Source organism: Microbacterium sp. ZKA21, from assembly GCF_050434165.1.
Lineage (GTDB): Bacteria > Actinomycetota > Actinomycetes > Actinomycetales > Microbacteriaceae > Microbacterium.
In genome coordinates, this window is sequence record NZ_JBNPVV010000001.1 from 581,505 (window position 1) to 604,312 (window position 22,808).

26 protein-coding genes are annotated in these 22,808 nt (G+C 69.0%); 14 read left to right on the forward strand and 12 right to left on the reverse strand.

What is annotated here, in order from left to right:
* Positions 1-23: 23 nt before the first annotated feature.
* The 6 genes from nadA to M2317_RS02900 all read left to right on the forward strand — a co-directional run bounded on the left by nadA (position 24) and on the right by M2317_RS02900 (position 6,684).
* Entirely contained in the window at positions 24-1,358 is a 1,335-nt protein-coding gene (nadA, locus tag M2317_RS02875; RefSeq protein ID WP_429457130.1) for a quinolinate synthase NadA, read from the forward strand.
* On the forward strand, positions 1,355-2,884 hold the full coding sequence (nadB, locus tag M2317_RS02880) for an L-aspartate oxidase (RefSeq protein WP_429457131.1): 1,530 nt from the start codon (positions 1,355-1,357) through the stop codon (positions 2,882-2,884). The genes nadA and nadB overlap by 4 nt, the downstream gene beginning before the upstream one ends.
* Positions 2,881-3,732 (forward strand): carboxylating nicotinate-nucleotide diphosphorylase, encoded by an 852-nt coding sequence (gene nadC / locus M2317_RS02885; RefSeq protein ID WP_429457133.1) that lies wholly within the window; start codon positions 2,881-2,883, stop codon positions 3,730-3,732. The genes nadB and nadC overlap by 4 nt, the downstream gene beginning before the upstream one ends.
* Positions 3,732-4,865 carry a cysteine desulfurase family protein gene (locus M2317_RS02890; RefSeq protein WP_429457135.1) on the forward strand — a complete coding sequence of 378 codons (1,134 nt, stop codon included), beginning with the start codon at positions 3,732-3,734 and terminating at the stop codon, positions 4,863-4,865. Before nadC ends, M2317_RS02890 begins: the two co-directional genes overlap by 1 nt.
* A gap of 72 nt (positions 4,866-4,937) precedes the next feature.
* The gene (locus M2317_RS02895; protein ID WP_429457136.1) at positions 4,938-5,879 is read left to right on the forward strand and encodes a glycosyltransferase family 2 protein; all 942 of its coding nucleotides are present in this window, start codon (positions 4,938-4,940) and stop codon (positions 5,877-5,879) included.
* Between the two features lie 31 nt (positions 5,880-5,910).
* Positions 5,911-6,684, forward strand: a complete 774-nt coding sequence (locus tag M2317_RS02900) for an SDR family NAD(P)-dependent oxidoreductase (protein WP_429457138.1) — start codon at positions 5,911-5,913, stop codon at positions 6,682-6,684.
* 102 nt (positions 6,685-6,786) lie between these two features.
* On the opposite strand, the gene M2317_RS02905 is transcribed toward M2317_RS02900, so the two are convergent.
* The gene (locus tag M2317_RS02905) at positions 6,787-8,097 is read right to left on the reverse strand and encodes an alpha-L-fucosidase (RefSeq protein WP_429457140.1); all 1,311 of its coding nucleotides are present in this window, start codon (positions 8,095-8,097) and stop codon (positions 6,787-6,789) included.
* 107 nt (positions 8,098-8,204) lie between these two features.
* The gene (locus tag M2317_RS02910; RefSeq protein WP_429457648.1) at positions 8,205-10,295 is read right to left on the reverse strand and encodes an ABC transporter ATP-binding protein; all 2,091 of its coding nucleotides are present in this window, start codon (positions 10,293-10,295) and stop codon (positions 8,205-8,207) included.
* A gap of 166 nt (positions 10,296-10,461) precedes the next feature.
* On the opposite strand from M2317_RS02910, the gene M2317_RS02915 reads away from it, so the two are divergent.
* Positions 10,462-11,934 (forward strand): MDR family MFS transporter, encoded by a 1,473-nt coding sequence (locus M2317_RS02915; RefSeq protein ID WP_429457142.1) that lies wholly within the window; start codon positions 10,462-10,464, stop codon positions 11,932-11,934.
* A 48-nt stretch (positions 11,935-11,982) separates the two neighbouring features.
* Here the strand turns inward: M2317_RS02915 and M2317_RS02920 are convergent, their stop codons facing one another.
* Complete coding sequence (locus M2317_RS02920) at positions 11,983-12,111, reverse strand: hypothetical protein (protein WP_429457144.1); 129 nt, start codon at positions 12,109-12,111, stop codon at positions 11,983-11,985.
* 108 nt (positions 12,112-12,219) lie between these two features.
* Between M2317_RS02920 and M2317_RS02925 the strand changes: the two genes are divergently transcribed.
* The 4 genes from M2317_RS02925 (at position 12,220) to M2317_RS02940 (ending at position 14,388) form a co-directional block, all read left to right on the forward strand.
* Positions 12,220-12,696 carry a DUF6328 family protein gene (locus tag M2317_RS02925; protein WP_429457146.1) on the forward strand — a complete coding sequence of 159 codons (477 nt, stop codon included), beginning with the start codon at positions 12,220-12,222 and terminating at the stop codon, positions 12,694-12,696.
* Between the two features lie 49 nt (positions 12,697-12,745).
* Complete coding sequence (locus tag M2317_RS02930) at positions 12,746-13,321, forward strand: 1-acyl-sn-glycerol-3-phosphate acyltransferase (RefSeq protein ID WP_429457650.1); 576 nt, start codon at positions 12,746-12,748, stop codon at positions 13,319-13,321.
* Between the two features lie 124 nt (positions 13,322-13,445).
* A complete protein-coding gene (locus M2317_RS02935) occupies positions 13,446-13,745 on the forward strand; it encodes a Fe-S cluster assembly protein HesB (protein WP_429457148.1) in 300 nt (99 codons plus the stop codon).
* Positions 13,746-13,821: 76 nt separating this feature from the next.
* Complete coding sequence (locus M2317_RS02940) at positions 13,822-14,388, forward strand: carboxymuconolactone decarboxylase family protein (RefSeq protein ID WP_429457149.1); 567 nt, start codon at positions 13,822-13,824, stop codon at positions 14,386-14,388.
* A gap of 69 nt (positions 14,389-14,457) precedes the next feature.
* On the opposite strand, the gene M2317_RS02945 is transcribed toward M2317_RS02940, so the two are convergent.
* The 3 genes from M2317_RS02945 to M2317_RS02955 form a co-directional block, all read right to left on the reverse strand.
* Complete coding sequence (locus M2317_RS02945) at positions 14,458-14,844, reverse strand: SHOCT domain-containing protein (RefSeq protein WP_429457151.1); 387 nt, start codon at positions 14,842-14,844, stop codon at positions 14,458-14,460.
* A 153-nt stretch (positions 14,845-14,997) separates the two neighbouring features.
* Positions 14,998-15,876: a GyrI-like domain-containing protein gene (locus M2317_RS02950; protein WP_429457153.1), complete on the reverse strand. Its 879-nt coding sequence runs from the start codon at positions 15,874-15,876 to the stop codon at positions 14,998-15,000.
* Positions 15,877-15,894: 18 nt separating this feature from the next.
* Positions 15,895-16,821 carry a DMT family transporter gene (locus M2317_RS02955; RefSeq protein ID WP_429457155.1) on the reverse strand — a complete coding sequence of 309 codons (927 nt, stop codon included), beginning with the start codon at positions 16,819-16,821 and terminating at the stop codon, positions 15,895-15,897.
* Between the two features lie 74 nt (positions 16,822-16,895).
* Here M2317_RS02955 and M2317_RS02960 point away from each other — a divergent pair, with 74 nt between their 5' ends.
* Complete coding sequence (locus M2317_RS02960; RefSeq protein WP_429457156.1) at positions 16,896-17,480, forward strand: TetR/AcrR family transcriptional regulator; 585 nt, start codon at positions 16,896-16,898, stop codon at positions 17,478-17,480.
* 4 nt (positions 17,481-17,484) lie between these two features.
* On the opposite strand, the gene M2317_RS02965 is transcribed toward M2317_RS02960, so the two are convergent.
* The 4 genes from M2317_RS02965 to M2317_RS02980 all read right to left on the reverse strand — a co-directional run bounded on the left by M2317_RS02965 (position 17,485) and on the right by M2317_RS02980 (position 19,752).
* A complete protein-coding gene (locus M2317_RS02965) occupies positions 17,485-18,048 on the reverse strand; it encodes an alpha/beta fold hydrolase (protein WP_429457158.1) in 564 nt (187 codons plus the stop codon).
* Between the two features lie 160 nt (positions 18,049-18,208).
* The gene (locus M2317_RS02970) at positions 18,209-19,009 is read right to left on the reverse strand and encodes an alpha/beta fold hydrolase (protein ID WP_429457159.1); all 801 of its coding nucleotides are present in this window, start codon (positions 19,007-19,009) and stop codon (positions 18,209-18,211) included.
* On the reverse strand, positions 19,006-19,170 hold the full coding sequence (locus M2317_RS02975; protein ID WP_429457161.1) for a hypothetical protein: 165 nt from the start codon (positions 19,168-19,170) through the stop codon (positions 19,006-19,008). Before M2317_RS02975 ends, M2317_RS02970 begins: the two co-directional genes overlap by 4 nt.
* 36 nt (positions 19,171-19,206) lie before the next feature.
* Complete coding sequence (locus M2317_RS02980; RefSeq protein WP_429457162.1) at positions 19,207-19,752, reverse strand: GNAT family N-acetyltransferase; 546 nt, start codon at positions 19,750-19,752, stop codon at positions 19,207-19,209.
* 270 nt (positions 19,753-20,022) lie between these two features.
* Here M2317_RS02980 and M2317_RS02985 point away from each other — a divergent pair, with 270 nt between their 5' ends.
* Positions 20,023-20,541, forward strand: a complete 519-nt coding sequence (locus tag M2317_RS02985) for a GNAT family N-acetyltransferase (protein ID WP_429457164.1) — start codon at positions 20,023-20,025, stop codon at positions 20,539-20,541.
* 31 nt (positions 20,542-20,572) lie between these two features.
* On the opposite strand, the gene M2317_RS02990 is transcribed toward M2317_RS02985, so the two are convergent.
* Positions 20,573-21,397 (reverse strand): DNA-formamidopyrimidine glycosylase family protein, encoded by an 825-nt coding sequence (locus tag M2317_RS02990; RefSeq protein ID WP_429457166.1) that lies wholly within the window; start codon positions 21,395-21,397, stop codon positions 20,573-20,575.
* 135 nt (positions 21,398-21,532) lie between these two features.
* Entirely contained in the window at positions 21,533-22,123 is a 591-nt protein-coding gene (locus tag M2317_RS02995; RefSeq protein WP_429457168.1) for a TetR/AcrR family transcriptional regulator, read from the reverse strand.
* A 140-nt stretch (positions 22,124-22,263) separates the two neighbouring features.
* Between M2317_RS02995 and M2317_RS03000 the strand changes: the two genes are divergently transcribed.
* Complete coding sequence (locus tag M2317_RS03000) at positions 22,264-22,806, forward strand: dihydrofolate reductase family protein (protein ID WP_429457169.1); 543 nt, start codon at positions 22,264-22,266, stop codon at positions 22,804-22,806.
* The last annotated feature ends 2 nt before the right edge of the window (positions 22,807-22,808 follow it).

Consider the following 22,808-nt stretch of genomic DNA (forward strand, 5'->3'; position numbering starts at 1 on the left):
GCTCCCGACGAAATGAGCACCCGATGAGCACCGCATTCGTCCCCGTCTCCGCGCTGAACACGGATCCGTCCGTCGACCACGCCATCCAGGCCATCGTCGACGGCTCCAGCGTCGACGCCACCTGCAGCACCGACCTCGCGCTCGGACCGTGGGACTTCGACACCCGGCCGGGATACGGCCCCGGCTCCTCGATGGGCGACGTCATACCGACCGGCGCACCACGGCAGGGCGAGCTCCCGGCCGCCTATCGCGACGCGAGCGAAGAAGAACTCCACGCGCGCATCGTGGCTGCCAAGCAGACGCTGGGCGACCGCGTGGTCGTGCTCGGACATTTCTACCAGCGCGAGGAGGTCGTGCAGCACGCCGACTACGTGGGCGACTCGTTCCAGCTCGCCACGGCGGCGAAGGGCCGAGCGGATGCCGAGGCGATCGTGTTCTGCGGCGTGCACTTCATGGCGGAGACGGCCGATCTGCTCTCCGGGCCGGACCAGGCCGTGATCCTGCCGAACCTCGCGGCCGGATGCTCCATGGCGGACATGGCCGACATCGATCAGGTCGAGGAGTGCTGGGAGCAGCTGGCCGACGTGCTCGGCGATCTCGATGCGGCGGACGAGGACGGCCGCGTCCCGGTGATCCCCGTCACGTACATGAACTCCTCCGCCGCCATCAAGGGCTTCGTCGGGCGGCACGGCGGCATCGTGTGCACGTCCTCGAACGCCGCGACCGTGCTGGAGTGGGCGTTCGAGCGCGGCCGGCGGGTCCTGTTCTTCCCCGATCAGCACCTCGGGCGCAACACCGCGAGGGCGATGGGCGTCGAGCTGTCGCAGATGCCGATGTGGAACCCTCGCAAGGCCCTCGGCGGGTCGACGGCCGCCGAGATCGAGGACTCGAAGGTCATCCTGTGGCACGGCTTCTGCTCCGTGCACCGCCGGTTCACGGTCGGGCAGATCGACCAGGCCAGGGCAGAGCACCCCGGCGTCCGGGTGATCGTCCACCCGGAGTGCCCGATGGAGGTCGTCGATGCCGCGGACCAGGCGGGCTCCACCGACTACATCCGTCGTGCGATCGATGCCGCCACGGAGCCCACGACCTTCGCGATCGGCACCGAGATCAACCTGGTGCGCCGCCTCGCGGCGCAGTACCCGCAGCACGAGATCTTCTGCCTCGACCCCGTCGTATGCCCGTGCTCGACCATGTACCGGATCCACCCCGGGTATCTGGCGTGGGTGCTGGAGGAGCTCGTGGCCGGACGCGTGGTCAACCGCATCCGGGTGACGGACGACGTCGCCGACCCGGCGCGCGTCGCCCTGGAGCGGATGCTGGCGGCGAAGCCACCGGTGGTTGCGAGCGCGCGATGACCATCGCCGTCGTCGGCTCCGGAATCGCCGGCCTCACCGCAGCGCTGCACGCGCACGAGGCGGGGCACGCGGTGACGATCTACACCAAGGGGCGGCTCGGAGACGGCTGCACCCCGCACGCTCAGGGCGGGGTGGCGGGCGTGTACGGCGCAGGCGACTCCCCCGCCGCCCATGCCGACGACACGCTGTCCGCCGGTGCCGGTCTCAGCGATCCGGATGCCGTGGAGGTGCTGGTCTCCGAGGGCGCCGCCCGCATCGCCGAGTTGATCGCCAGGGGCGTCGCCTTCGACCGTGCGGACGACGGCACGCTGCTGCTCGGGCGCGAGGCGGCGCACAGCGCTGCCCGGATCGTGCACGCCGGCGGGGACGCCACCGGCGCGGAGATCGCCAGGGCGCTGAGCGCAGCCGTCCGCGCCGCCGGCATCGAAGTCGTCGAAGGGGCCTTCCTCGTCGACCTGCTCCAGGGCGACGTCGGGGTGGGCGGCCTCCGCCTGCTCGTCGGCGGAGCGCTCGTCGACCGACCGGCGGATGCCGTGATCCTCGCCACCGGCGGCGCCGGCCAGCTGTTCGCGCACACGACGAACCCCGCCGGCGCGACCGGTGACGGGATCGCCGCGGCCATCCGCGCCGGCGCGGCCGTGGCCGACCTGGAGTTCGTGCAGTTCCACCCGACGGTCCTGGCGGACGGAACGCCGTTCCTCATCTCCGAGGCGGTGCGCGGCGAAGGCGCGACGCTGATCGACGAGGACGGTCACCGGTTCTGCTTCGACGAGCATCCGGACGGCGAGCTCGCCCCGCGCGATGTGGTGGCCAGGGCGATCGCCCGGCGGGCTGCGCGCCAGGGCCGTCCGGTGCGCCTGGATGCCACCGCCCTCGGGGCACGGCGCCTGGCCGAACGGTTCCCGACGATCGATCGGGTCACCAGGGAACGGGGATTCGATTGGTCGCGGGAGGCGATTCCGGTGACTCCGGCCGCGCACTATCTGATGGGCGGCATCGTCACCGATCTCGACGGACGCTCGACTCTGCCCGGTCTGCTCGCGGCCGGCGAGGTCGCCCGCACCGGCGTGCACGGCGCGAACCGGCTGGCCTCGAACTCGCTCCTCGAGGGCGCGGTGTTCGGTGCCCGTGCGGCGGCGGCCGCCACTCGCTCCCCTCGATCGTCGAGCGAGGACGGCGGAGCCGACCGAGTCGACACGCGGTCGGTGCTGATCGGCAGTCACCGTGTGTCGCCTGGCTCCGCTCGCTCGACGAACGAGGTGGGCGATCGCGCGGAGTTCTCCCGCGCGGCGCTCCAGCAGCTCATGTGGGAGAGCGTCGGTCTCCTCCGCACGGACGAAGGCCTCGCCGAGGCGATCGCAACGATCCGCGCCTGGCGGGCCGAGGCCGCCGCCCCGGCATCCCTCACCGACCACGAGGATGCGAACCTGCTGCTGATCGCGGCGGCCACGGCATCTGCAGCCGCCTCGCGCACCGAGTCCGTCGGCGCGCATTTCCGCGAACGTTCCCTGATCGGAGTCCGATGATCACCGCTGCGACCCTCACCCGCGTCGTCTCTTCCGCCCTCGAGGAGGACGCTCCGTGGGGCGACCTCACGAGCACTGCGCTGCTCCCCGCCGACGCCACGGCCGCCGCCGATCTCGTCGCACGAGAGGCCGGCGTGTTCAGCGGCGGTGACGTGTTCGCCGCCGCGTTCGCCCTGACCGATTCCGGTATCACGGTCGACCTCCACGTCGGCGACGGCGACGCGTTCGCACCGGGCGATGTGCTGGCCTCGGCATCCGGCCCGGCGCGGAGCCTCCTCACAGCCGAACGCGTCGCCCTCAACTTCGTCCAGCGCATGAGCGGCATCGCGACGCTGACGGCCGCATACGTGCGCGCCGTCGAGGGGACAGGCGTGCGCATCGCCGATACCCGGAAGACGACCCCCGGGCTGCGGGCGTTCGAGCGGCACGCTGTGGTGTCCGGTGGCGGCAGCAACCATCGCTACTCGCTGTCGGATGCCGTGATGGCCAAGGACAATCATCTCGCCGTCCTCACCCGCACCGGGGCCGACCTCGCCACCGCGCTGCGCGAGGCGCTGGCGCGCCTGCCGCACACGACGCACGTCGTCGTCGAGGTGGATCGCCTGGATCAGATCCCGGCCGTCCTCGACGGCGGAGCGGACACCGTCCTGCTCGACAACTTCGCGCTCGACGACCTGCGTGCCGGAGTCGCCCTGATCGGGGAACGCGCGACCACCGAGGCATCCGGTGGGGTGAATCTCGACACCGTCCGCGGGATCGCCGAGACCGGGGTCGACGTGATCTCGGTCGGCGCGCTCACGCACTCGGCGCGCGCGCTCGATCTGGGACTGGACCTGCGGATCGGCTGATGCTGTACCTCGACCACGCCGCCACCTCGCCGGTCCGTCCCGAGGTGCTCGAGGCGATGCGCCCGTATCTGACCGGCGTGTTCGGCAACCCCTCCAGTCATCACACGGTGGGAGAAGCCGCGGCGAGCGCACTCGACGACGCCCGCGCGCGGGTGGCGCGGGTGCTCGGGATGCGGTCGGGCGACGTGATCTTCACCTCCGGCGGCACCGAGGCGAACAATCTGGCGCTCAAAGGCATCGTGCTCGCATCCGGCCGCCGGCATCTGGTGGTCTCGCCGATCGAGCACGAGTCGATCCTGGAGTCCGCCGCGTATCTCGAGCGGTTCCACGGAACGACCGTGTCGATGGTCCCGGTGGATGCCGCGGGTCGCATCTCGGCGTCTGCACTCCTCGACGTGCTGCGCGATGAGACCGCGCTGGTCTCGCTCGGACATGCCAACAACGAGATCGGCACGATCCAGGATGTCGCGGAACTCGCGGATGTCGTCCACGCCGCCGGTGCCGTGCTGCACCTCGACGCCGTGCAGTCGGCAGGCTGGCTGCCACTGACGGGACTCGGAGCCGACGCGATCTCGATCGCCGGGCACAAGCTCGGGACGCCCAAGGGCATCGGCGCGCTGATCGTCCGCGGCCGGATCCCGCTGGAGCCCCTGATCCATGGTGGAGGGCAGGAACGCGGGCGCCGCTCCGGCACGGAGAACGTCGCCGGTGCGGTGGCGCTGGCGACCGCGCTCGAGCTCGCCGATGCGGAACGGGATGCCGTGGCGGACGCGGTCGGCGAACGCACGCGCGCGTTCATCGTCGACGTGCTCGCGCGCGTCCCCCAGGCCGCCCTCACCGGGGATGCCGATGCCCGGCTCCCCGGCATCGCGAGCTTCACCTTTGCCGGAGTCAGCGGTGAAGCCGTGCTGCTCGAACTGGAGCGTCGCGGTGTCGTCTCATCCAGCGGCTCCGCGTGCGCGGCCGGCAGCGATGAGCCGTCGCACGTTCTCATCGCATGCGGCGTCGCCCGGGAGGTGGCGCAGACCTCGGTCCGGTTCACGTTCGGGCGCACTCCGCTTCCCGCCGAGGCTCCGGCGCAGCTCGCGGCTCTCGTCGCGGACGCCGTGCACTCGGTTCTGCCCGCTCGTTGAGTCGAGAAGGGGACGCGCTCGACGAGCGAGGTCGCGGCGCCCCGCTCGTCCGCGCGGCCATAGACTCGGGACGTGCCCGCCCCGATCGTCACGCTCATCGTCCCCGGTCGCGACATCGCCGCGTTCGCCCCTGCGGCCCTCGACTCGCTGCGAGCCCAGACCGAGCAGCGCTGGCGTGCGATCCTCATCGATGACGGGTCGCTGGATGCCACCGGCCGGGTCTTCGCGGATGCCGCGGCATCCGATCCGCGCTTCGACGTGCTCCGTCACGAGCGCTCGATCGGGCTGGGAGCCGCGCGCAACGTCGGCCTCGCGCGCGTCGACACCGAGTACGTCGGATTCCTGGATGGTGACGACGAGCTCACACCGACCGCGCTCGCCCATCTGATCGGCACGCTGGAGGCCACCGGCAGCGACTTCGTCGCGGGCGCCTACGTCCGTTCGCGGCACGTCGACGGCGCCTACGTCTCCGGCCGGGTGCAGCCCTGGGTCGCCGCGGCGACCTCCCCCGAGCGCCTCGGCACGACGATCCTCGAACATCCCAAGGCATCGGCCAACATCGTGGCCTGGTCGAAGATCAGCCGCACCGATCTGTGGTCGGAACTCCGCTTCCCCGAAGACGTCGCCTACGAGGACCAGATCGTCGCGCAGCGGATGTACACGTCCGCCCGGACTTTCGACGTGATCCCTGAGGTCGTCGTCCGGTGGCGGCTGCGCGCCGACGGCTCGTCGATCACGCAGGGCAAGGCGCAACTGCCTGTGCTCCGCGACTATCTGACGGCCCTGCGCGGCGGCATCCGGGTGCTGCAGGATGCCGGGGCGCATGCCGCCGTGACCGCTAGGCTGGAGCTCATCCTCGCGATGGACGTGCCCCCGCTCCAGGAGATCGCCGGCACCCACCCCGACCCCGCATACGCCGCGGAGGTCGCGGCGTTCACGGACGAGCTGCGGTCATTCCCCGAGTTCGACGACGCCCACCCCGACCCCACTCTCGCGGCCGCGCTCAGCTGGTGATGTCCCGGCGCGCCCGCGTGTCAGGAGACCCATGAACACGTACCTCGATTCCCTCTTCTCGCTCAGCGGCCGCACCGCGATCGTGACCGGCGGCAGTTCCGGTATCGGACGCGGCATCGCCACCGCTCTCGCCCGCGCGGGAGCGGCGACCGTGATCGTCGCCCGTGGCCGGGACCGCGTCGATGCGACGGTGCGCGAGCTGGAGGACGCCGGATGCCGGGTCGCCGGCGTCACGGGAGATCTCAGCACCCGCGCGGGCATCCATGCCCTGGCGGATGCCGCGGTGGAGCCGTTCGGCGAACCGGACATCCTGGTGAACTCCGCCGGGATCAACATCCGCCCGTCGTATCCCGAGATCACCGAGGACGACTGGGATGCCACGATGACCGTGAACGCGCTCGCACCGTTCCTGCTCGGTCAGCGCTTTGCGACGGGGATGGCGGAGCGCGGCTACGGCCGGCTCATCCACATCAGCTCGCAGCAGGCGCATCGCGCGTTCGTGGGCAGCGGGATCTACGGCGTCTCCAAGGGCGCCGTCGAATCGCTCATGCGGTCGGAAGCCGAGGCGTGGGGCGGCACCGGCGTGACGAGCAACACACTCGTTCCCGGCTTCGTCCTGACCCCGTTGAACGCGCGACTGCAGGAGGATCCGCAGAGGATCGCCGCGCTCGCGGCGCGCACCATGATCGGCCGCAACGGCCTGCCGGAGGACTTCGCCGGCGCCGCCGTGTTCCTCGCCGGTGCCGGATCGGCGTACGTCACCGGGCATTCGCTGTTCGTGGACGGCGGCCTGTCGGCGCACTGACCGCGGTCACCGCGTACCGGATTCCGGACGGTGCGCCGCCCGCGAGGCGTGTCGACCCTGCGACACGCCCCGCACGTGGGGAGCCGTCCGGATTCCGGAACGTCAGCGGCGGGCGAAGGCGACGGCCGCGGGGCCGTGCGTCACGCCGCCGACGCGCAGCACGCCCTCATCTCCGGCCCGGTCGACGGTCACGTCGCCGGACAGCACGCGTGCACCATCGAGGTCGATCCCTAGGAGCGCGATCCGGTGCTCGCCCGGTTCGTCGACGAAGACGATGCGCTCGGTGGGCGTCTCCCAGTCGCGTCGCCATCGCCCGTCGTCGCCGCGCTCCTCCTGCGCGGTGCGCGCGGTGACTGCTGCCGCGTCCGCGACGTCGCGCTTCCACTGTCCGAAGCCCTCGAGCGTCCGCTGTTGCAGTTCGGGAATGTCGCCCTCGGCCGTCGGGCCCACGTTCAGCAGCAGGCGGCCGCCCTTCGAGACGACGTCCGTCCAGTGCTTGGCGAGCTGCATCGGATCGAGCGTCTCCTTGGGCGACTCGAGCCTGTTGTAGCCGAAGGACCAGCCCAGGCCCCGGTTGTTCTCCCAGACGGGCTTGCCCTCGTTCTCCCTGCCCGCGGAGTACTCGGTGGTCGCGACGTCGTAGTAGGTCCTACCCCACCGATCGTTCACGACGCCATCGGGATGATCGGCGAAGTAGTCGCGGAACAGCTCGTGCAGCCCGCCTTCACCGTGATGCTTGCCGGCATCCGGCCATTCGATGTCGTTCCAGAGCACGTCGGGGTGATAGCGGTCGATGAGGTCGCGCACATGAGCGGCCGCGTAGGCGTGATAGTCCGCGGCATTCGACCGGAGCGTGTGCACCTCCTCCCCCGTGCGGTGCGGCGGAAGGTCGGTGACGGACCAGTCCAGCCCGCCGGAGTAGTACACGCCGAAGCGGAGTCCCTCCGCCCGCACGGCGTCGGCGATCTCGCCGACCAGGTCGCGACGCGGACCGCGGTGCACGGTGTTCCGTGTGCCGGTGCCCGGCGCGTCCCACAACGTGATCCCGTCGTGGTGCTTGGTCGTGGGGACCACGTACTCCGCCCCCGCACGGGCGAACAACGACGCCCACGCCTGCGGGTCGAACCGCTCGGCGCCCCACTGATCGAGGAAGTCATCATACGGCGCGTCGCCGTAGGTCTCGCGGTGATGACGCTGCGCGGGGCTGCCGTCGATGCGGATGGTGTTGAAGTACCACTCGGCGTACGGGTTGTGCGCGAACCAGGTGTCGTCGTCGACCTCCCCGAGCGCGCCGATCGGCTCGGCCCACGCCGGCACCGAATAGGCGCCCCAGTGGATGAAGATCCCGAACTTCGCGCGACCGAACCACTCGGGCAGGTCGCGTTCCAGATCGGTCCAGGGCTTGTCGGTCATGTGCATCTGCCGTCCGTCGCGTCATTAAGATCGGATGTATTCGCGTCCATTCTGGACACAACAGCAGCTCAGGTCAAGGAATTGCCGCAAGACCTCCGATGTATCGGTCACGCCTCCGACGGCTCGACCCGTTCTTCCGCGGCGGTCTCCTCGAGCAGCGGCACCGGCGCGGTGAGAGCAGCCACGGCATCCTCTCCGGCGGAATCCTCGGGAGCCTGATCCGCCCGCCGATCGGACAACGCGGCCATCAGTCCGCCGGAGAATCCCACGGCGGCACCGGCCTCCGCCGCTTCCTCGGCTCCGACGATCCGGGATGCCGCGATCTGCTGCGCCGCGAGCTCGGCGTAGAGACCACCGGCGGCGAGCAGTTCGGAGTGTGTGCCCGATTCGACGATGCGCCCGGCCTCCAGGACGTGGATGACGTCGGCGCCGATGACCGTGGACAACCGGTGGGCGATCGACAGCACCGTGCGCCCGCGCGCCGCCTCGTCCAGCGCCTCCTGCACCACGCGCTCCGAGACCGTGTCCAGCGCGGAGGTGGCCTCGTCGAGCAACAGCACCGGTGGATCCTTCAACAGCACGCGGGCGATCGCGATCCGCTGCTTCTCACCGCCGGACAGCCGGTACCCGCGTTCGCCGACGATCGTGTCATAGCCGTCCTCGAAGCCGCTGACGATGTGGTCGATGTTCGCCGCTCGGCAGGCCGCGATCATCTCGTCGTCCGTCGCATCCGGCTTGGCGTACAGCAGGTTCTCGCGGATCGTGGCGTGGAACAGATATGTCTCCTGCGAGACGATGCCGATCTCGTCGATGATCGATCCCTGCGAGAGCGAGCGCACGTCGGCGCCGGCGAACAGCACCTCGCCCGCCGACGCCTCGTACATCCGCGGTGCGAGGTACAGCACCGTCGTCTTGCCTGCACCCGACGGTCCGACGAACGCGACGTGCTGACCGGGCTCGGCGGTGAACGACACTCCCTGCAGCGTCGGTCGCGCATCCGCCGCGGCATCCGGATACCGGAAGACGACGTCGCGGAACTCCACCCGCCCTCGCGGCCCTGGCGCGCTGGCGACCTCGATGGCGTCCGGAGCATCCTGGATCTCCGGCACGAGGTCGAGGTACTCGAAGATGCGCGCGAACAGTGCAGCCGAGGTCTGCAGGTCCAGCGCGACGCGCATGAGGCCCATGAGCGGCATCAGCAGACGCGCCTGCACGGTCGTGAACGCGACGACGGTGCCTGCGGTGATCGCGTCCACTCCCCCGGCGATGAAGTAGCCGGCGACGAGATAGATGATCGCCGGCACCGATGCCATCAGCACCTGGACGACGGCGAAGAAGCCCTGACCGCTCATGGCCCGCCGCACCTGCAGTGCGACCTGATTGCGGTTCTCCGCCTGGTAGCGCGCCGACTCGGCACGCTGTCGGTTGAACGACTTCGACAGCAGCATCCCCGAGACGCTCAGCGTCTCCTGCGTGATGCTGGTCAGCTCGCTGAGCGACTCCTGCGTCTCGCCCGCGATGCGGGCCCGCACCTGTCCGACGCGGCGCTGCACGATGATGAGGAACGGCATGATCACCACGGCGATCAGGGTGAGCCGCCAGTCGATGAGGATCATCGCCACGAGCGACGCGACGACCGTGACCGTATTGCCCAGGATGCTCGTGACCGTGTTCGTGAGAACGCCGGAGACGCCGCCCACATCGTTCTGCAGACGGGACTGGATGACGCCGGTCTTGGTTCGCGTGAAGAAACCGAGCTCCATCTCCTGCAGGTGCTCGAACAGCTTCACGCGCAGGTCGCCGGTCACCCGGTTGCCCACGGTCGAGGTGAACCAGGTCTGCGCGACCCCGAGGGCCGCGGAGAGCAGGAACAACCCGATCATCAGGCCGACGAGGCGCAGGAGCAGGCTGAGATCCGGACGCGATCCGTCGACGGGAAAGAGCGCGTCGTCGAAGATGCGCTGCACGATCAGGGGCGGGATCACCGCGATCGCCGCTCCGACGACGACGAGGATGCCGGTGATCGCGATGCGCCACAGGTATGGCCGGAACAGCCCGACGACGCGCTGACCGAGCCCGCGGATGCGCGGTGCCTCCGCATTCAGACGCTTCTGCGCCGCCTCGTCGACTCCGCGGAATCCGCCTCCGCCGCCTGGCCCGCCGCCTCGGCCGCCCCCACCGTGTCCGCCGCCGCCCATGCTCATGGGGTCAGCCTAACGCCGGGAGAATTCTTCGGATTCGTTCGCAGGAACGGGAATGCGATGTCGGATCCGGCGGTTACTCTTGAGGCTTGCCCTCGCGCGGATGCCGATTCTGACGGTTCCGCCGGTGGCCGTTCGCCCGTCCTGAACTTAAGGAGACGTCATGGCCACAACCACTGGTTCCATACCCACCACCGCCAAGCCCGCCCCGATGATCCCCCGCTCCGACATGCGGGTGATCTGGCTGCTGCTGGTCGCCGCGTTCGTCGCGATCCTCAACGAGACCACGATGGGCATCGCGATCCCGCACCTCAACGAGGATCTTGGGCTGCCGCCCGAGCTCGGGCAGTGGCTCACGAGCGCGTTCATGCTGACCATGGCCGTCGTGATCCCGACGACCGGTTTCATCCTGCAGCGCTTCACGACGCGTCAGGTGTTCATCGCCGCGATGAGCGCCTTCACGCTCGGCACGCTGGTCTGCCTCGTGGCCCCCGGATTCACCGTGCTGCTCGCCGGCCGCGTGATTCAGGCCGCAGGTACCGGTGTCATGATGCCGCTGCTCATGACGACGATGATGAACGTCGTGCCGCCGCAGTCCCGTGGCCGCATGATGGGACGCGTCGGCCTCGTCATCTCCCTGGCACCGGCCATCGGCCCGACTCTCGCCGGCGCGGTGCTCGAGACGCTCAACTGGCGCTGGCTGTTCGGCATCGTCCTGCCGATCGCGATCGTGGCGCTGGCCATGGGTGCGAAGTGGATGACGAACCTCGGTGAGACGAAGAAGGTTCCGCTCGATGTGCTGTCGGTGCCGCTCGCCGCGTTCGGCTTCGGCGGCATCGTGTACGGCCTGAGCCAGTTCGGCGGCCACGGCGATGGGGCCGCCACGACCGGCATCGTCGCGCTCGTCGTCGGTGCGATCGCCCTGGCACTGTTCGTCTGGCGCCAGCTCGTGCTGCAGCGCATCGATGACGCGCTGCTCGATCTGCGCGTGTTCCGCTCGCGGAACTTCACGATCGCCGTCATCATCATGGCCATCGTCGCCCTGTCGATGTTCGGCACGCTGACGCTGCTGCCGCAGTACCTGCAGAACGTCGCGGGCCTGGATGCCCTGCAGTCCGGGCTCATCCTGCTGCCCGGCTCGGTCCTCATGGGTCTGCTCGGCCCGATCATGGGGCGCGTCTACGACTCGCGCGGAACGCGCACGCTGCTCGTGCCGGGAACGATCATGATCTCGGGATCGCTGTTCTTCTATGCGACAGTCGGCGAGCACACGCCCTGGTGGATGCTGGTCATCGTGCAGACGGTGATGTCCGTCGGTCTCGCGATGTCGTTCACACCACTGTTCTCCGCATCGCTCGGGTCCCTGGAGCGACGGTTCTATTCGCACGGTTCGGCGGTGCTGAACACGCTGCAGCAGGTGGCCGGCGCGGCCGGCGTCGCGGTGATGACGGTCGTCTACTCGTCGATCCTGTATGCGGGCGAGAGCGAGGGCCTGTCGAAGGCGGCTGCGGGGGCACCGGGTGCGCGGACCGCGTTCCTGCTTGCCGCGATCATCTCGCTCGCCGCTGTCGCGCTCTCCGCGTTCGTGCGCAAGCCCGCCGACGACGCCGGAGACGGTTTCCACGGCGGACACTGATGGCTGCGCATCCGCCCTGCTTCGGCGGGGCGGATGCCGCCGCTCAGGTCACTCGGACGGAAGCGCGCAGGAGTCGCCGCAGCAGACACCCGCGTCAGCGCCACCCAGAAGGTTGAGGCCCGCCGGCGCGACAAGAGAAGGCGCAGCGGACGTGGCCGGATCGATCTGATCGCTCATGCCTCCATGCTACGCCCGCTCGCACTCGTGGGCTCCGCGGGCGGGAGCGCGGCCCGAGATCCGCACCACCCCCTGGACAAGCTCGCCGCGTGGTCTGAGACTGCCGGTATGAGCGATGCGGATGCCAAACCCGATGGCCGCGATGAGACGCCGGACGAACGTGCGGATCGCAACTGGGACGAGCTCATGCAGGAGCTTCGCGTCATGCAGACCGGCACCCAGGTCCTGTCCGGCTTCCTGCTCGCGGTCGCGTTCCAACCCCGCTTCACCGAGCTCGACGAGACCCAACGCGGACTGTACCTCGTGCTGGTGGGCCTCGCGGCGCTCGCGACCGTCCTGTCCCTCACGCCGGTCGGTCTGCATCGCGCCTGGTTCGGCAAGCACCGCAAACCCGATCTCGTGCGGTTCACGTCGCGGATCGTGAAGGCGGCCCTGTGCGTCATCGGTCTGCTCAGCATCGGGGTGACGACGCTGATCTTCGACTTCGTACTGGATCGCACCGCCTCAGTTTCCGTGCTGATCGTGGCGAGCCTGGTCGTGCTGGCACTGTGGGTGGTGCTGCCGCGACTGGCGCGGCGCCCATGAGACGCGCTGCATGCCCGCCGATGCATACATCGTCGCCTACGGTTGTCTGATGCTCAAAGGCTTCCTCTCCCGCGTGTACTGGGCGTTCAGCCGCTGGAGGATCGCCGGAGAGCCGGCGCCTGCTCGACCGACCATCCTGCTCGGCGCACCGCACACGTCCAACTGGGACTTCGTGCTGATGCTCGCCATCGCATGGCGCCTCGGGATCGAGGTGCACTGGCTGGGCAAGAAGAGCCTCTTCCACGGCTGGCGCGGACCGGTGATGCGCCGGCTGGGCGGGATCCCCGTCGACCGCGAGGATCCGGGACGCGTCGTCGCCGACGTCGTCCAGCAGGTGGATGCCGGGGCCGTCTTCGGTCTCGTGATCACGCCGGACGGCACCCGTGGGGGCAACGCCTACTGGAAGAGCGGCTTCTACCGGATCGCCAGACAGACCGGGATGCCGGTGACACTGGGCTTCGTCGACCGCACGACGATGACGGCCGGTCTCGGCCCGACCGTCGAGCTCACCGGCGATGTCGCCTCGGACATGGACCGGATCCGCGAGTTCTACGCGGACAAGGCCGGCGTTCGCCCGCAACGGCGCACCGAACCTCGGTTGCGCGAGGAGACCGTAGCCGACTGATCCTCGTCAAGGTGGGAGAACCCTCCGAGTCGTCGCCGAGGGGTTGAAGCACGCGGCACGGTCCGGAATCGTAGCCCGGACATGCCCCGGCCGGGGTGTGTCCGCGAACGGAAAGGAGAGCCCTGTGCTCACCCTCACCGACAATGCAAACGCCGTCGTCACCACGATCGTCACCGGTCAGGAGAACGGAGACGACGCCGGCCTGCGGATCGAATCCGCACCGGCCCCCGGTCCGAACGGAGAAGCACGCTTCGCCGTCCATGTCGTCCCCTCCCCTGAACCGGCGGATCAGATCATCGAAGCCGCCGGCACGCGCGTCTACCTCGAAACGGCTGCGGCGGAGGCTCTCGCGGACAAGGTGCTGGATGCCGGAGTCGACGGCGAGGGCACGGTGAACTTCACCATCCTGCCCCAGCCCGCCTGATCACTCTTCCGCCCGCCGCCGCGGGCGAGTAACGTCCGTCCTGGCGGGTCCGCCCCTGCCAGGACGGACGTCTGCCGTGATCATCACTCCCCCGCCGGTGGAGACCGCCACCGGTCACGTCGCCGACATGTACGCCGCGGACGTGGCGAGCGACGGCTTCGTCTTCGCCTACACGCAGGCGCTGGCCGTGAACCCCGAAGCGCATGCCGCTTTCGAGCAGATGATCCGCGCCGTCGTCCCGTCGATCGGAATCGGCGTCTACGAGGCCGCCACGCTCGGTGCGGCGCAGGCCATCGGGTCACCGCACTGCCTGCTCGCGCACGCGCGCAAGGCGCTGCGCGCAGAGGTCGTCGATGAGCAGGGCCTGCAGTCCTTCACACGCGGCGACGACAGCGGCTTCTCGAGCGCCGAGCAGGTCGTGATCCGGTACGCGCGCAAGCTCTCCGGCGATGCCGGTTCGATGTCGGATGCCGATGCGCAGGAGCTGCGCGATGCCGGATTCAGCGACCGCCAGATCGTGGACATCACGTTCGCGGCCGGCGCGCGCAACTTCTTGAGCCGGTCGCTCCTGGCACTGGCGGTGCCCGTGGACGAGATGCCGGGCCTCCCGCCCGCGCTGGCACAGTCGCTCACGGCATCCTGATCCCGGACGCAGAACAGCCCCTCGCCGATGATGTCGGCGAGGGGCTGTTCTGTCAGCCTCGGGAGCGGATCAGCTCAGGGCCTTGGCCTTGATCTTGTCGAACTCCTCGGTCGTGATGGCGCCGGACGTCAGCAGGTCCTTGGCCTTCGCGATCTCGTCGGTCGGGCTCGCGCCGGCGACCTGCTGGATGTACGCGTCGGTGGACGCCTTGGCCGCCTGGGCCTGGGCTGCGTAGCGCTCCGCCATGCTGCCACCGCGGGCGATCAGGTAGACGAGGACCGTCAGGAAAGGCACGAAGATCAGGAAGATGATCCACAGCGCCTTCCATCCGCCGCCGAGCTTGCTGTCGCGGAACAGGTCGCCGATCACCGCGAACAGTGCGTACAGGTACGACACGAACGCGAAGACGAGGATGAACCACCAGATGATGTCCCAGAATGATGCCCAGAAGTTCATGGGTGTGTGCCTTTCTTTGGATGCCGCCGTCACGGCACATGCGATGCCGCCGTTACGGCGGGCCTCTGGAACCGTACCGCCTCGCTGAGCACTCGACCGCACCGACGCGGCATGGTCACCCCTTCCGGGTGACCATGCCGCGGATTCCCGCGTCTATGCGCGCTCGACGGGCAGCCAGAGCTCGCACGTCGCGTGGGTCTCGGTGAACTCGAGGTATCGGACGATCGACGGTCCGGGCCGCAGCCGCCACGGGTTCGAGGGGAACCATTCGGTCGCCGTCGCCGCCCAGAGACTCTGCAGCGTCTCGGGGAAGGCACCGCTCGATGCGAAGACGGCCCAAGAGCCGGCGGGCAGATCGATGATGTCGAGGTCGCCGGGCACCGTAGTGCTCTTGGAGACCGCGACGCCATGCAGATACCTCAGCGGCGTCCCCTCAGCGGCATCCGGTTCCGGCCCGTCCGAGACGGCGAGGATGCCGGCGGGGTCGGTGTTGCCCAGCTCCTTGAGACGCTGATGCTCCTCCGGTGCGAACGACGCGATGTGCGCCTGGATGTGCGGGTTGACGCCCTCATGGATGAGGGGCACCTCGGCGGCATGGCCGACGAGGGCGAACGCGGGGCGCTCGGTGATGGTGACGTCCATGGGGACTCTCCCTTCGACGCTCAGACGGAATCTGAGCATGGGTTGTGTGCGGAGAGGACCGCCGTCCCGGCGCACCTGAGCCGGAGCAGTGCCGTGCACGGCGCGGAACGCGCGAGTGAACGCCTCGATCGAGCCGTACCCGTGGCGCACCGCGACCGCCAGCAGGTCGGGCGCTCCGGAGACGAGCTCCGCCGCCGCGCGCGTCATGCGCCGGCGTCGGATGTACTCCGACACCGGCATTCCGGCGAGCGACGCGAACATGCGCCGCAGGTGGTACTCCGTCGTCGCGTGCGCCCGGGCGAAAGCGGCGATGTCGATGTCCGGCCCTGGGCGATCCTGGTCGAGGGCGTCCTCGACGAGGTCGATCAGAGCGTTCAGGGTGCCGATCATGCGGTCCTCCTTTCGAGATCAATGCTCGTCGGACGGGGCTCTCACCGCCCGATCATCCGTGCCCGATTCGGTCGGAGCGTTCGAACTCGCACGCCGCATGCCGATCATGACGCCGATCGCCACGAGCAGAGCCCCGATGATATGCGACGGGCGGATCTCGCCGATCCCCAGCACCGCCGTGGTCAGCAGCGCTCCGACGGGCACCAGTCCTGCGAAGAGCCCCGCACGATCGGCTCCGAGTCGGTGCAGCGCGTCGTACCAGAGCAGGAACGCCAGCGCCGTGACGATCGCCCCGAGGTATCCGAACGCGAGCGCCTCGGCCGGCGTGGGCAGTCGCAGCGACCCGGCACCGTCGATGGCGATTCCGACGACGACGAGCGGCACGACGGACAGGGTCGCCGGGTATGCCGCGACGCGCAGCGCGCCGAGTTTCGGCAGCAGCGGAACCGCCAGCAGCGAGAACGCGACCTCGCTCAAGAGCGCGCCGAGCGAGAGCAGCATTCCGTAGACGCTGCCGCCCCCGAATCCGGCGGCGACGACGACGCCGATCGTGACGATGACCGCCGCCGCGATCAGCCGGGGCGCGGGGCGCCGCCGTAGCAGAAGCGGGCCCGTGATCGCGAGCACGATCGGAACCGCCCCCACGACGCTGCCGATCATCGCTGGACTGGCATGGCGGGTGGCCTCGACGAGGAACACGTTGAACCCCACCAGCCCGGTGGCCGACAGGGCGAGCAGCAGGAGGACGTCGCGCTTCGTCAGCTGCACCTTCGGCAGGCCGAGCCTTCGTACGACCAGCAGCAGGATCGCTGCGGCGAGCGCATAGCGAAGCGCTTGACCGAGCAGCACCGGATACTCGGCGATCGTGGCGGACACCGCGGTCGATGTGCCGACCAGCAGCATCGCTGTCGCAGCCCCGACAGCCGACATCGTGGTCGATCGCATGCGCCATCCTCCTTAACTGCAACACTGTTGTTGCAGTTATAGCAGAAAGAAGATCATGGCAGTAGTGTTTTGTCATGATGATCTCGACCCCGCGCCCGCTGAGAGCGGATGCCGAGCGCAGCGTTCACGCGATTCTCGAGGCTGCTGAGCGCACGCTCTCCGCTGATCCCGGTGCGTCGATGGAGCAGATCGCTGCGGCCACCGGGGTCGCGCGCACGACCATCCATCGTCGCTTCGTGAATCGGCAGGCGCTGCTCGATGCCCTGGCGCTGTCGGCCGCCGAGCGGCTCATCCAGGCGATCGGCGATGGGCGGCCCGACACCGCGCCTCCGCTCGTCGCCCTGCATCGGATCACCGCGAACGTCCTCGACGTCAAGGGCGCATGGGCGTTCGCGCTCAGCATCCCCGCCCCTGCAGGGAGTGCGGCCGCGCAACTGCATGACGACATCGCGCAGCACTGCCTCACTGTGCTCGAGCGCGCACGGGGTACCGGGCTCATCGCCGCGGATACCGACCTGCAATGGACCCGACGCGTGTACTACGCACTGCTCGCGGCGACCCTGCAGACGCCTGAGGAGGACGCCGGGCTCGACGTCGACGCGCTGGCCGCCCGCATCATCGACACGCTGCTGCACGGCGCGGCTCGTCGGGCGACGTGACCGATCAGTCCCAGTCGAGGTACTCCTCGATGATGACCGCGGTCTCGACCGGGTGCGTCACGGGGAACAGGTGATCCGCACCCTCGACGGTCTTGATGCTCGAGCGTTCGGGCGCGGTGGCGTGCAGCCGCTCGGCGTTCGCCACCGGGGTGACCTCGTCGGCCGAAGCCTGCACGATCAGAACGGGCAGCACCGGGGCGAGCGCGATCTCGGCATCCTCGACTCCCAGCAGGAGCAGGCCGTTGGAGCGGTCGGGGTGCTCGGCCACCACCGTGCGAGCGACCGAGCCGCCGAAGCCGTGTCCGCCGATCCAGGCGTCGGCGAGGCCGACGTGGTCCATGACCGCGATGACGTCGTCTGAGCGCTCTGCGAGCGAGGTCTCGTCCGGGCGATGACCGATGCGCAGCACGCGGAAACCGGCCTCCTCGGCGAGATAGTGGGCGACGATGCCGAGAACATCGTTGTCGGTGCGCGCTTCGGGGATCAGCACGAGGGCGACGGGGCCCTCCCCCTCGTCGACGTAGGGCACGGCACGGCCGGTCGGGTCGAAGATGCTGCTGTCGCTCACGTGGTCAGTCCTCTCGTATGGCCGTCATGATCGCCTTCGGCCATGCGGGCGCGGCACGGACTGACAATGCTACCGGAGCGTGGTGCGCGCCGACGGGGAAGCGTCCGTCGCAACGCAGCGGCCGAGAGCGCGGATCAGAAGCCCAGGGTGCGCGGCATCCTCATGCGTCATCGTCGATCAACCAGGCCCGGATCACCGCGATCCATTCGTCGAACGCGTCGAGGTGCGCGTCGTGGCTGCCGCCGCCCAGGTCGATCCGCCGGGTTCCGGGACGGCGCCCCAACAGTTCGGCCTTGGATGCCGTCGTGAACATCCCGTGGGCGGCGAACACCGCGAGCGTCGGCACCTCCAGCCGTTCCCACTCCTGCCATCGGGACACGTGCACGGCTCGGAGTGTGCGTTCCATGATGTCGGCGTCGAAGCGCGGCCGCGGACCGGACGGTGTGGCTTCCAGGTCGGCGATCCAGGCATCAACGATCGCGTCGCTGCCGAGGAACTCGCGGGCCTCGGCTTCGTCGCGGAAGGCCGGCCAGCCGGCGAAGAATCGTCCGAGATCAGCAGCGGACTTCGGATCGTCGTCGCCCGCGGCATGCCCTTCGAGCATCACGAGCCGATCGACGAGATCGGGACGCTCGGCGGCGACGAGGAACGCCGTGTGCGCGCCCATCGACTGCCCGACGAGCACGCAGCGCTGTCCGGGGACGAGGGATTCGAGCACGTGGACGACGTCGGCCACGTGCGCCTCGCGCGAGAGATTCTCGGGCCGCCGCGTGCTGCCGCCGTGGCCGCGCTGGTCCATGAGCAGGACGCGGAACGCGTCGGCGAGCGCTGCGGCCGTGGGCGTGAGCTCGCGCGAGCTGCCCGCGAGTCCGTGAAGCAGGAGCAACGGCGGACCGTCACCACCGAGGTCGGTGACGGCGAGCGAGACGTCGTCTCGGTCGAGTGCGATCGTCGTGGTCAACCGTGACCTGCACTGTGGTCGGCGGTGTCGGGCTCGGCCCGCAGCACGTCGGCGATCTCCTCTTCTGGACGAGGCGCGATCGTCTCGTCCTCTTCGAGCTCGGGGACGGACGACTCACCCGCTGCCGGAATGTGCCCGGGATGCTGAGCATCGAACGTCATGGCGATCCTCCTTCGACACTCACAGGGTACGCCGGGTCACCACGCGCGTCCGCGGAGGTCGACGGAGCCGGGCGGCCAGGACGTCAGCTCGCGCTCGACCGGAAGCACGAGAATCGGCTGACCCGGCGCGTCTTCGACCGGCGTCCCGTCCCGCGCGATCGAGCGTTCCGCCACGACGATGCGATGCCAGCCGCACGATTCATAGAACGACGCCACCTGTTCACGACAGCCCAGGTATCCGAAGGCGATCCCGCCGGACTCGTGCATCGACCGGGCCGTTTCCGCCAGCATCCGCTTCCCCAGTGAGCGTCCGCGTGCCCGCTCGGAGATCAGCACTCCCCCGACGCCCGCGACTGTGACGTCGCTGTCGCCGACACCGATGGTGCGGCGTGCCCAGCCCACGTGCCCGACGACGCGCCCATCCGACCGCGCGATGACGTGCACGTCATGAGGTGCGTAGCCATACGGCTGGGTGGGGTTCCACTCACCGAAGTCGTCGAGGTACTCGCCGTCGAACAGGTCTCTCAACCGGGAGAGATCGTCGGACGAGAGCCCCTCATGCGCTACGACGTCGATGGACATCGTGTCAGCCTAACGGCGCGATCACGGTGGGATCGACGATGAGTGATCGACCTGCATCGGGAGCGCCTCGAAGCTGGGTGACGGATCGGATCGCAATCGCCCGTAGGTGTCGACATCGATCCGCTCCTGACGGGACATGTCTGTGTTGGAGGCGAAGGCGGCGTGGGTCGCTCTGGCATCTGACGCTCGCGGTCGGTGCAGCGCAGGACCCGTGTTCTCGGCGGTCACCGGATCAGACGACTGCCCGGTGGCGCCTGCGAGACTGGATGCGTGCCCATCACCCCCTCGACGCCCGTCATCCGCGGAGCGCTGCATGCCGACACCGCCGCCATCGGCGAGGCACTGCGCGCTTACCTCGTCCAGACCGAGACCGAGAAGATCCAGCACGGAGTCGGCACAGGTCCGTCCCGATCCGGCGAGCTTCCGCCTCAGTACAGAGCAGAGGTCGACAATCCCACCGCCGCATTATCGGATCACCTGGTCCTCGTGGCCGAGATTGATCGAACCATCGTCGGTATCGTCGTGCTGAAAACGACCGCGGGAGCCAGCGAGATCAAGCGCCTGTGGACATCCCCGGTGGTACGCGGCCGCGGCATCGGATCCGCGCTGCTGGACGAGGCGATCACCCTCGCCGGCTCGAATCCGGTGACGTTGACCGTCTGGGACTGGCGCGAGGCCGTGGTCCGAATGTACGTGTCGCGCGGGTTCGCCCAGGTGGAGTCTTGGGACGAGCGCCCTCGCCTGATCTGCATGCGCCGCGACGCACGAGCAGAGCGCCCAACGACCTAGGGCTCTCGCCCGGCCATGCGAAGTCTGGGCATCAATCGCCGGTGAGATCCGGCTGGCAGTGCGGACAGAACTGCGCGGAGGCCCCGCCGGCACCACGATCGGTGATCGTGGTGCCGCATACGGGGCATGCCTGGCCGCCGCGCCCATGCACGACCATCGCCTCGACCTTCGCCTGTTTGAGCTGATCAGGTCGCAGTCCTCGACGATCGGCAACGGCATCCCGCATGATGTCGACGACGGCGCGGAACAGTCGCTCCCGCGTATCCGCGTCCAGAGCTGCCGCATGTACCGCGTGCGGCAGCCGTGCGCGATGCAGGATCTCGTCCGAGTACGCATTGCCGATTCCGGCCAGACTGGTCTGCTCCTGAAGCAGTGCCTTGATCTGCTTCCGCCTGGTGCCGAGTGCGCGCTCGAAGTCGTCCCGGGAGAAGTCGGTTGCGAGTGGATCCGGTCCGAGGGCGGCGATGCCCGCGACATCGGTCGGTGCATCGACGACCGACGCGGTGACGGCGAGGAAGTCGCCCGTGTCGACGAGCCGCATCACGGCCCTGCCCTCGAGCACGATCCGTGCGACCTCCGGTGCCGACTCATCACCGGACGGGTCTTCCGGATCCTGCCACCGGATCCAGCCGTTTCGACCGAACCCGATCATCAGCCAGCCCGCAGTCGTTTCGAAGCCGACGTGCTTGCCGAAGCGCCGCACGTCGGTGATCCGGGCACCGACGAGCGAGTCGAGCTGCCGATCGCGCGTCTTGACGATGCGGAACTCGGCCACGTCGATCGCTGCGATGACGCTGCCGCGGAGCTGCTCACCGAGGAACTCGACGAGCACCTGAACCTCTGGCGACTCGGGCATGCGCCCATCCTCGCACCGAGCTCCGACATCCGCATGCGAGACGGAACGAGCGGCGATCACAGAGAAGCCTCAGCAAGACAGTGCGGACCCGTGCCGCGCGACGAGCCGTACTGTGGCGGTCACGCCGAGATCGCTTCAGCGTGTGGCGTACCGCGCGGCGATCGTTCGGGCAGCCTCCTCCACGACCTGTAGCTGTTCAGCGTCAGTGATGGACCATGTGCCGTGCACAAGGCGCGGCCAGAAGATGGAAGATGCGATCATCCCGAGGAACTGCTCGGACACCCGATCCGGGTCATCCATGTGGGCCGTCCCCGCAGCATGCGCGTCGCGCAGGTAGTGCCCCAGTGCTGTGAGCACGGGCAGCGTTCCGAAGTCGAAGGTGCGCTGCCGGAGCTCGGGGAAGCGCGGCGACTCGGCGATCACCGTCCGCATCAGTGCTGTCATCTCAGGCCGCATCAGCAACTCCGCGTATGCGCGACCGAGGACCACCAGCCCGGTGGTGAAGTCGTCCGTCGGGACGTCGACGGGTTCCGATGCAGGCCGCCCGCCGGCAGCGAGCACCGCGGCCTCGAACAGCGCCGCCTTGGTCGGGAATTGTTTGAAGAGGGTCGCCCTGGAGACGCCAGCCCCGTCAGCGACTCGTGCCAGGGAGGTGCGGTCGTAGCCGTTCTCCAGGAACAGCTGCGTTGCTGCGACGAGGATCGCGTCACGATTCGTCGCGGCCATCTCGCGATGGTAACTAGAGCTTCCGCGTGCCATCCGTCCAGTATTCCATAGTTATGAGTTCCTTGACTCACCTCTAGAGGGTGCCTACATTGAGAGAAGCGAGTCGCCGGACTCACCTCTAGAAGCAAGGAGCGCGCAACATGGCCACAGTGATCGTCCACGCCACCATCACCCTCGATGGATTCTTGGCGGATCAGGGAGGCGGAGTCGACTGGATGTTCGGCAGGCCGTCTGCTCCGGAAGACAGCGCCGTCGTCGAGGACGTCATGGGCAGGATCGGTGCCATCGTCGGAGGTGCGAACAAGACACGGACCATCGAAGACGGCGAGATCCCATACGGCGGGATGCTCCAGGTCCCTGTCTTCCTCATGACGCACGATGCGCAGGAGCCCATCGAACGCGACGGCATCACGTACACATTCGTGGTCGACGACATCGCCCGCGCCGTCGAGCGCGCCTCGCAGGCCGCCGGCGACCGATGGGTCAGCCTGCTCGGAGGGAGCATCGCGCGGCAGTGCCTGCGGCTCGGACTCGTCGACGAGTTGCACCTCGATGTCGCGCCGGTGCTCCTCGGCGACGGCATCTCACTTTTCGCCGGCCTCAGGCAGCGCATCGAACTGGAGCGCCTCGAGACCTCCGCCTACGCCAGCGAGACTCACCTGTGCTACCGAGTGCTTCGATAGGA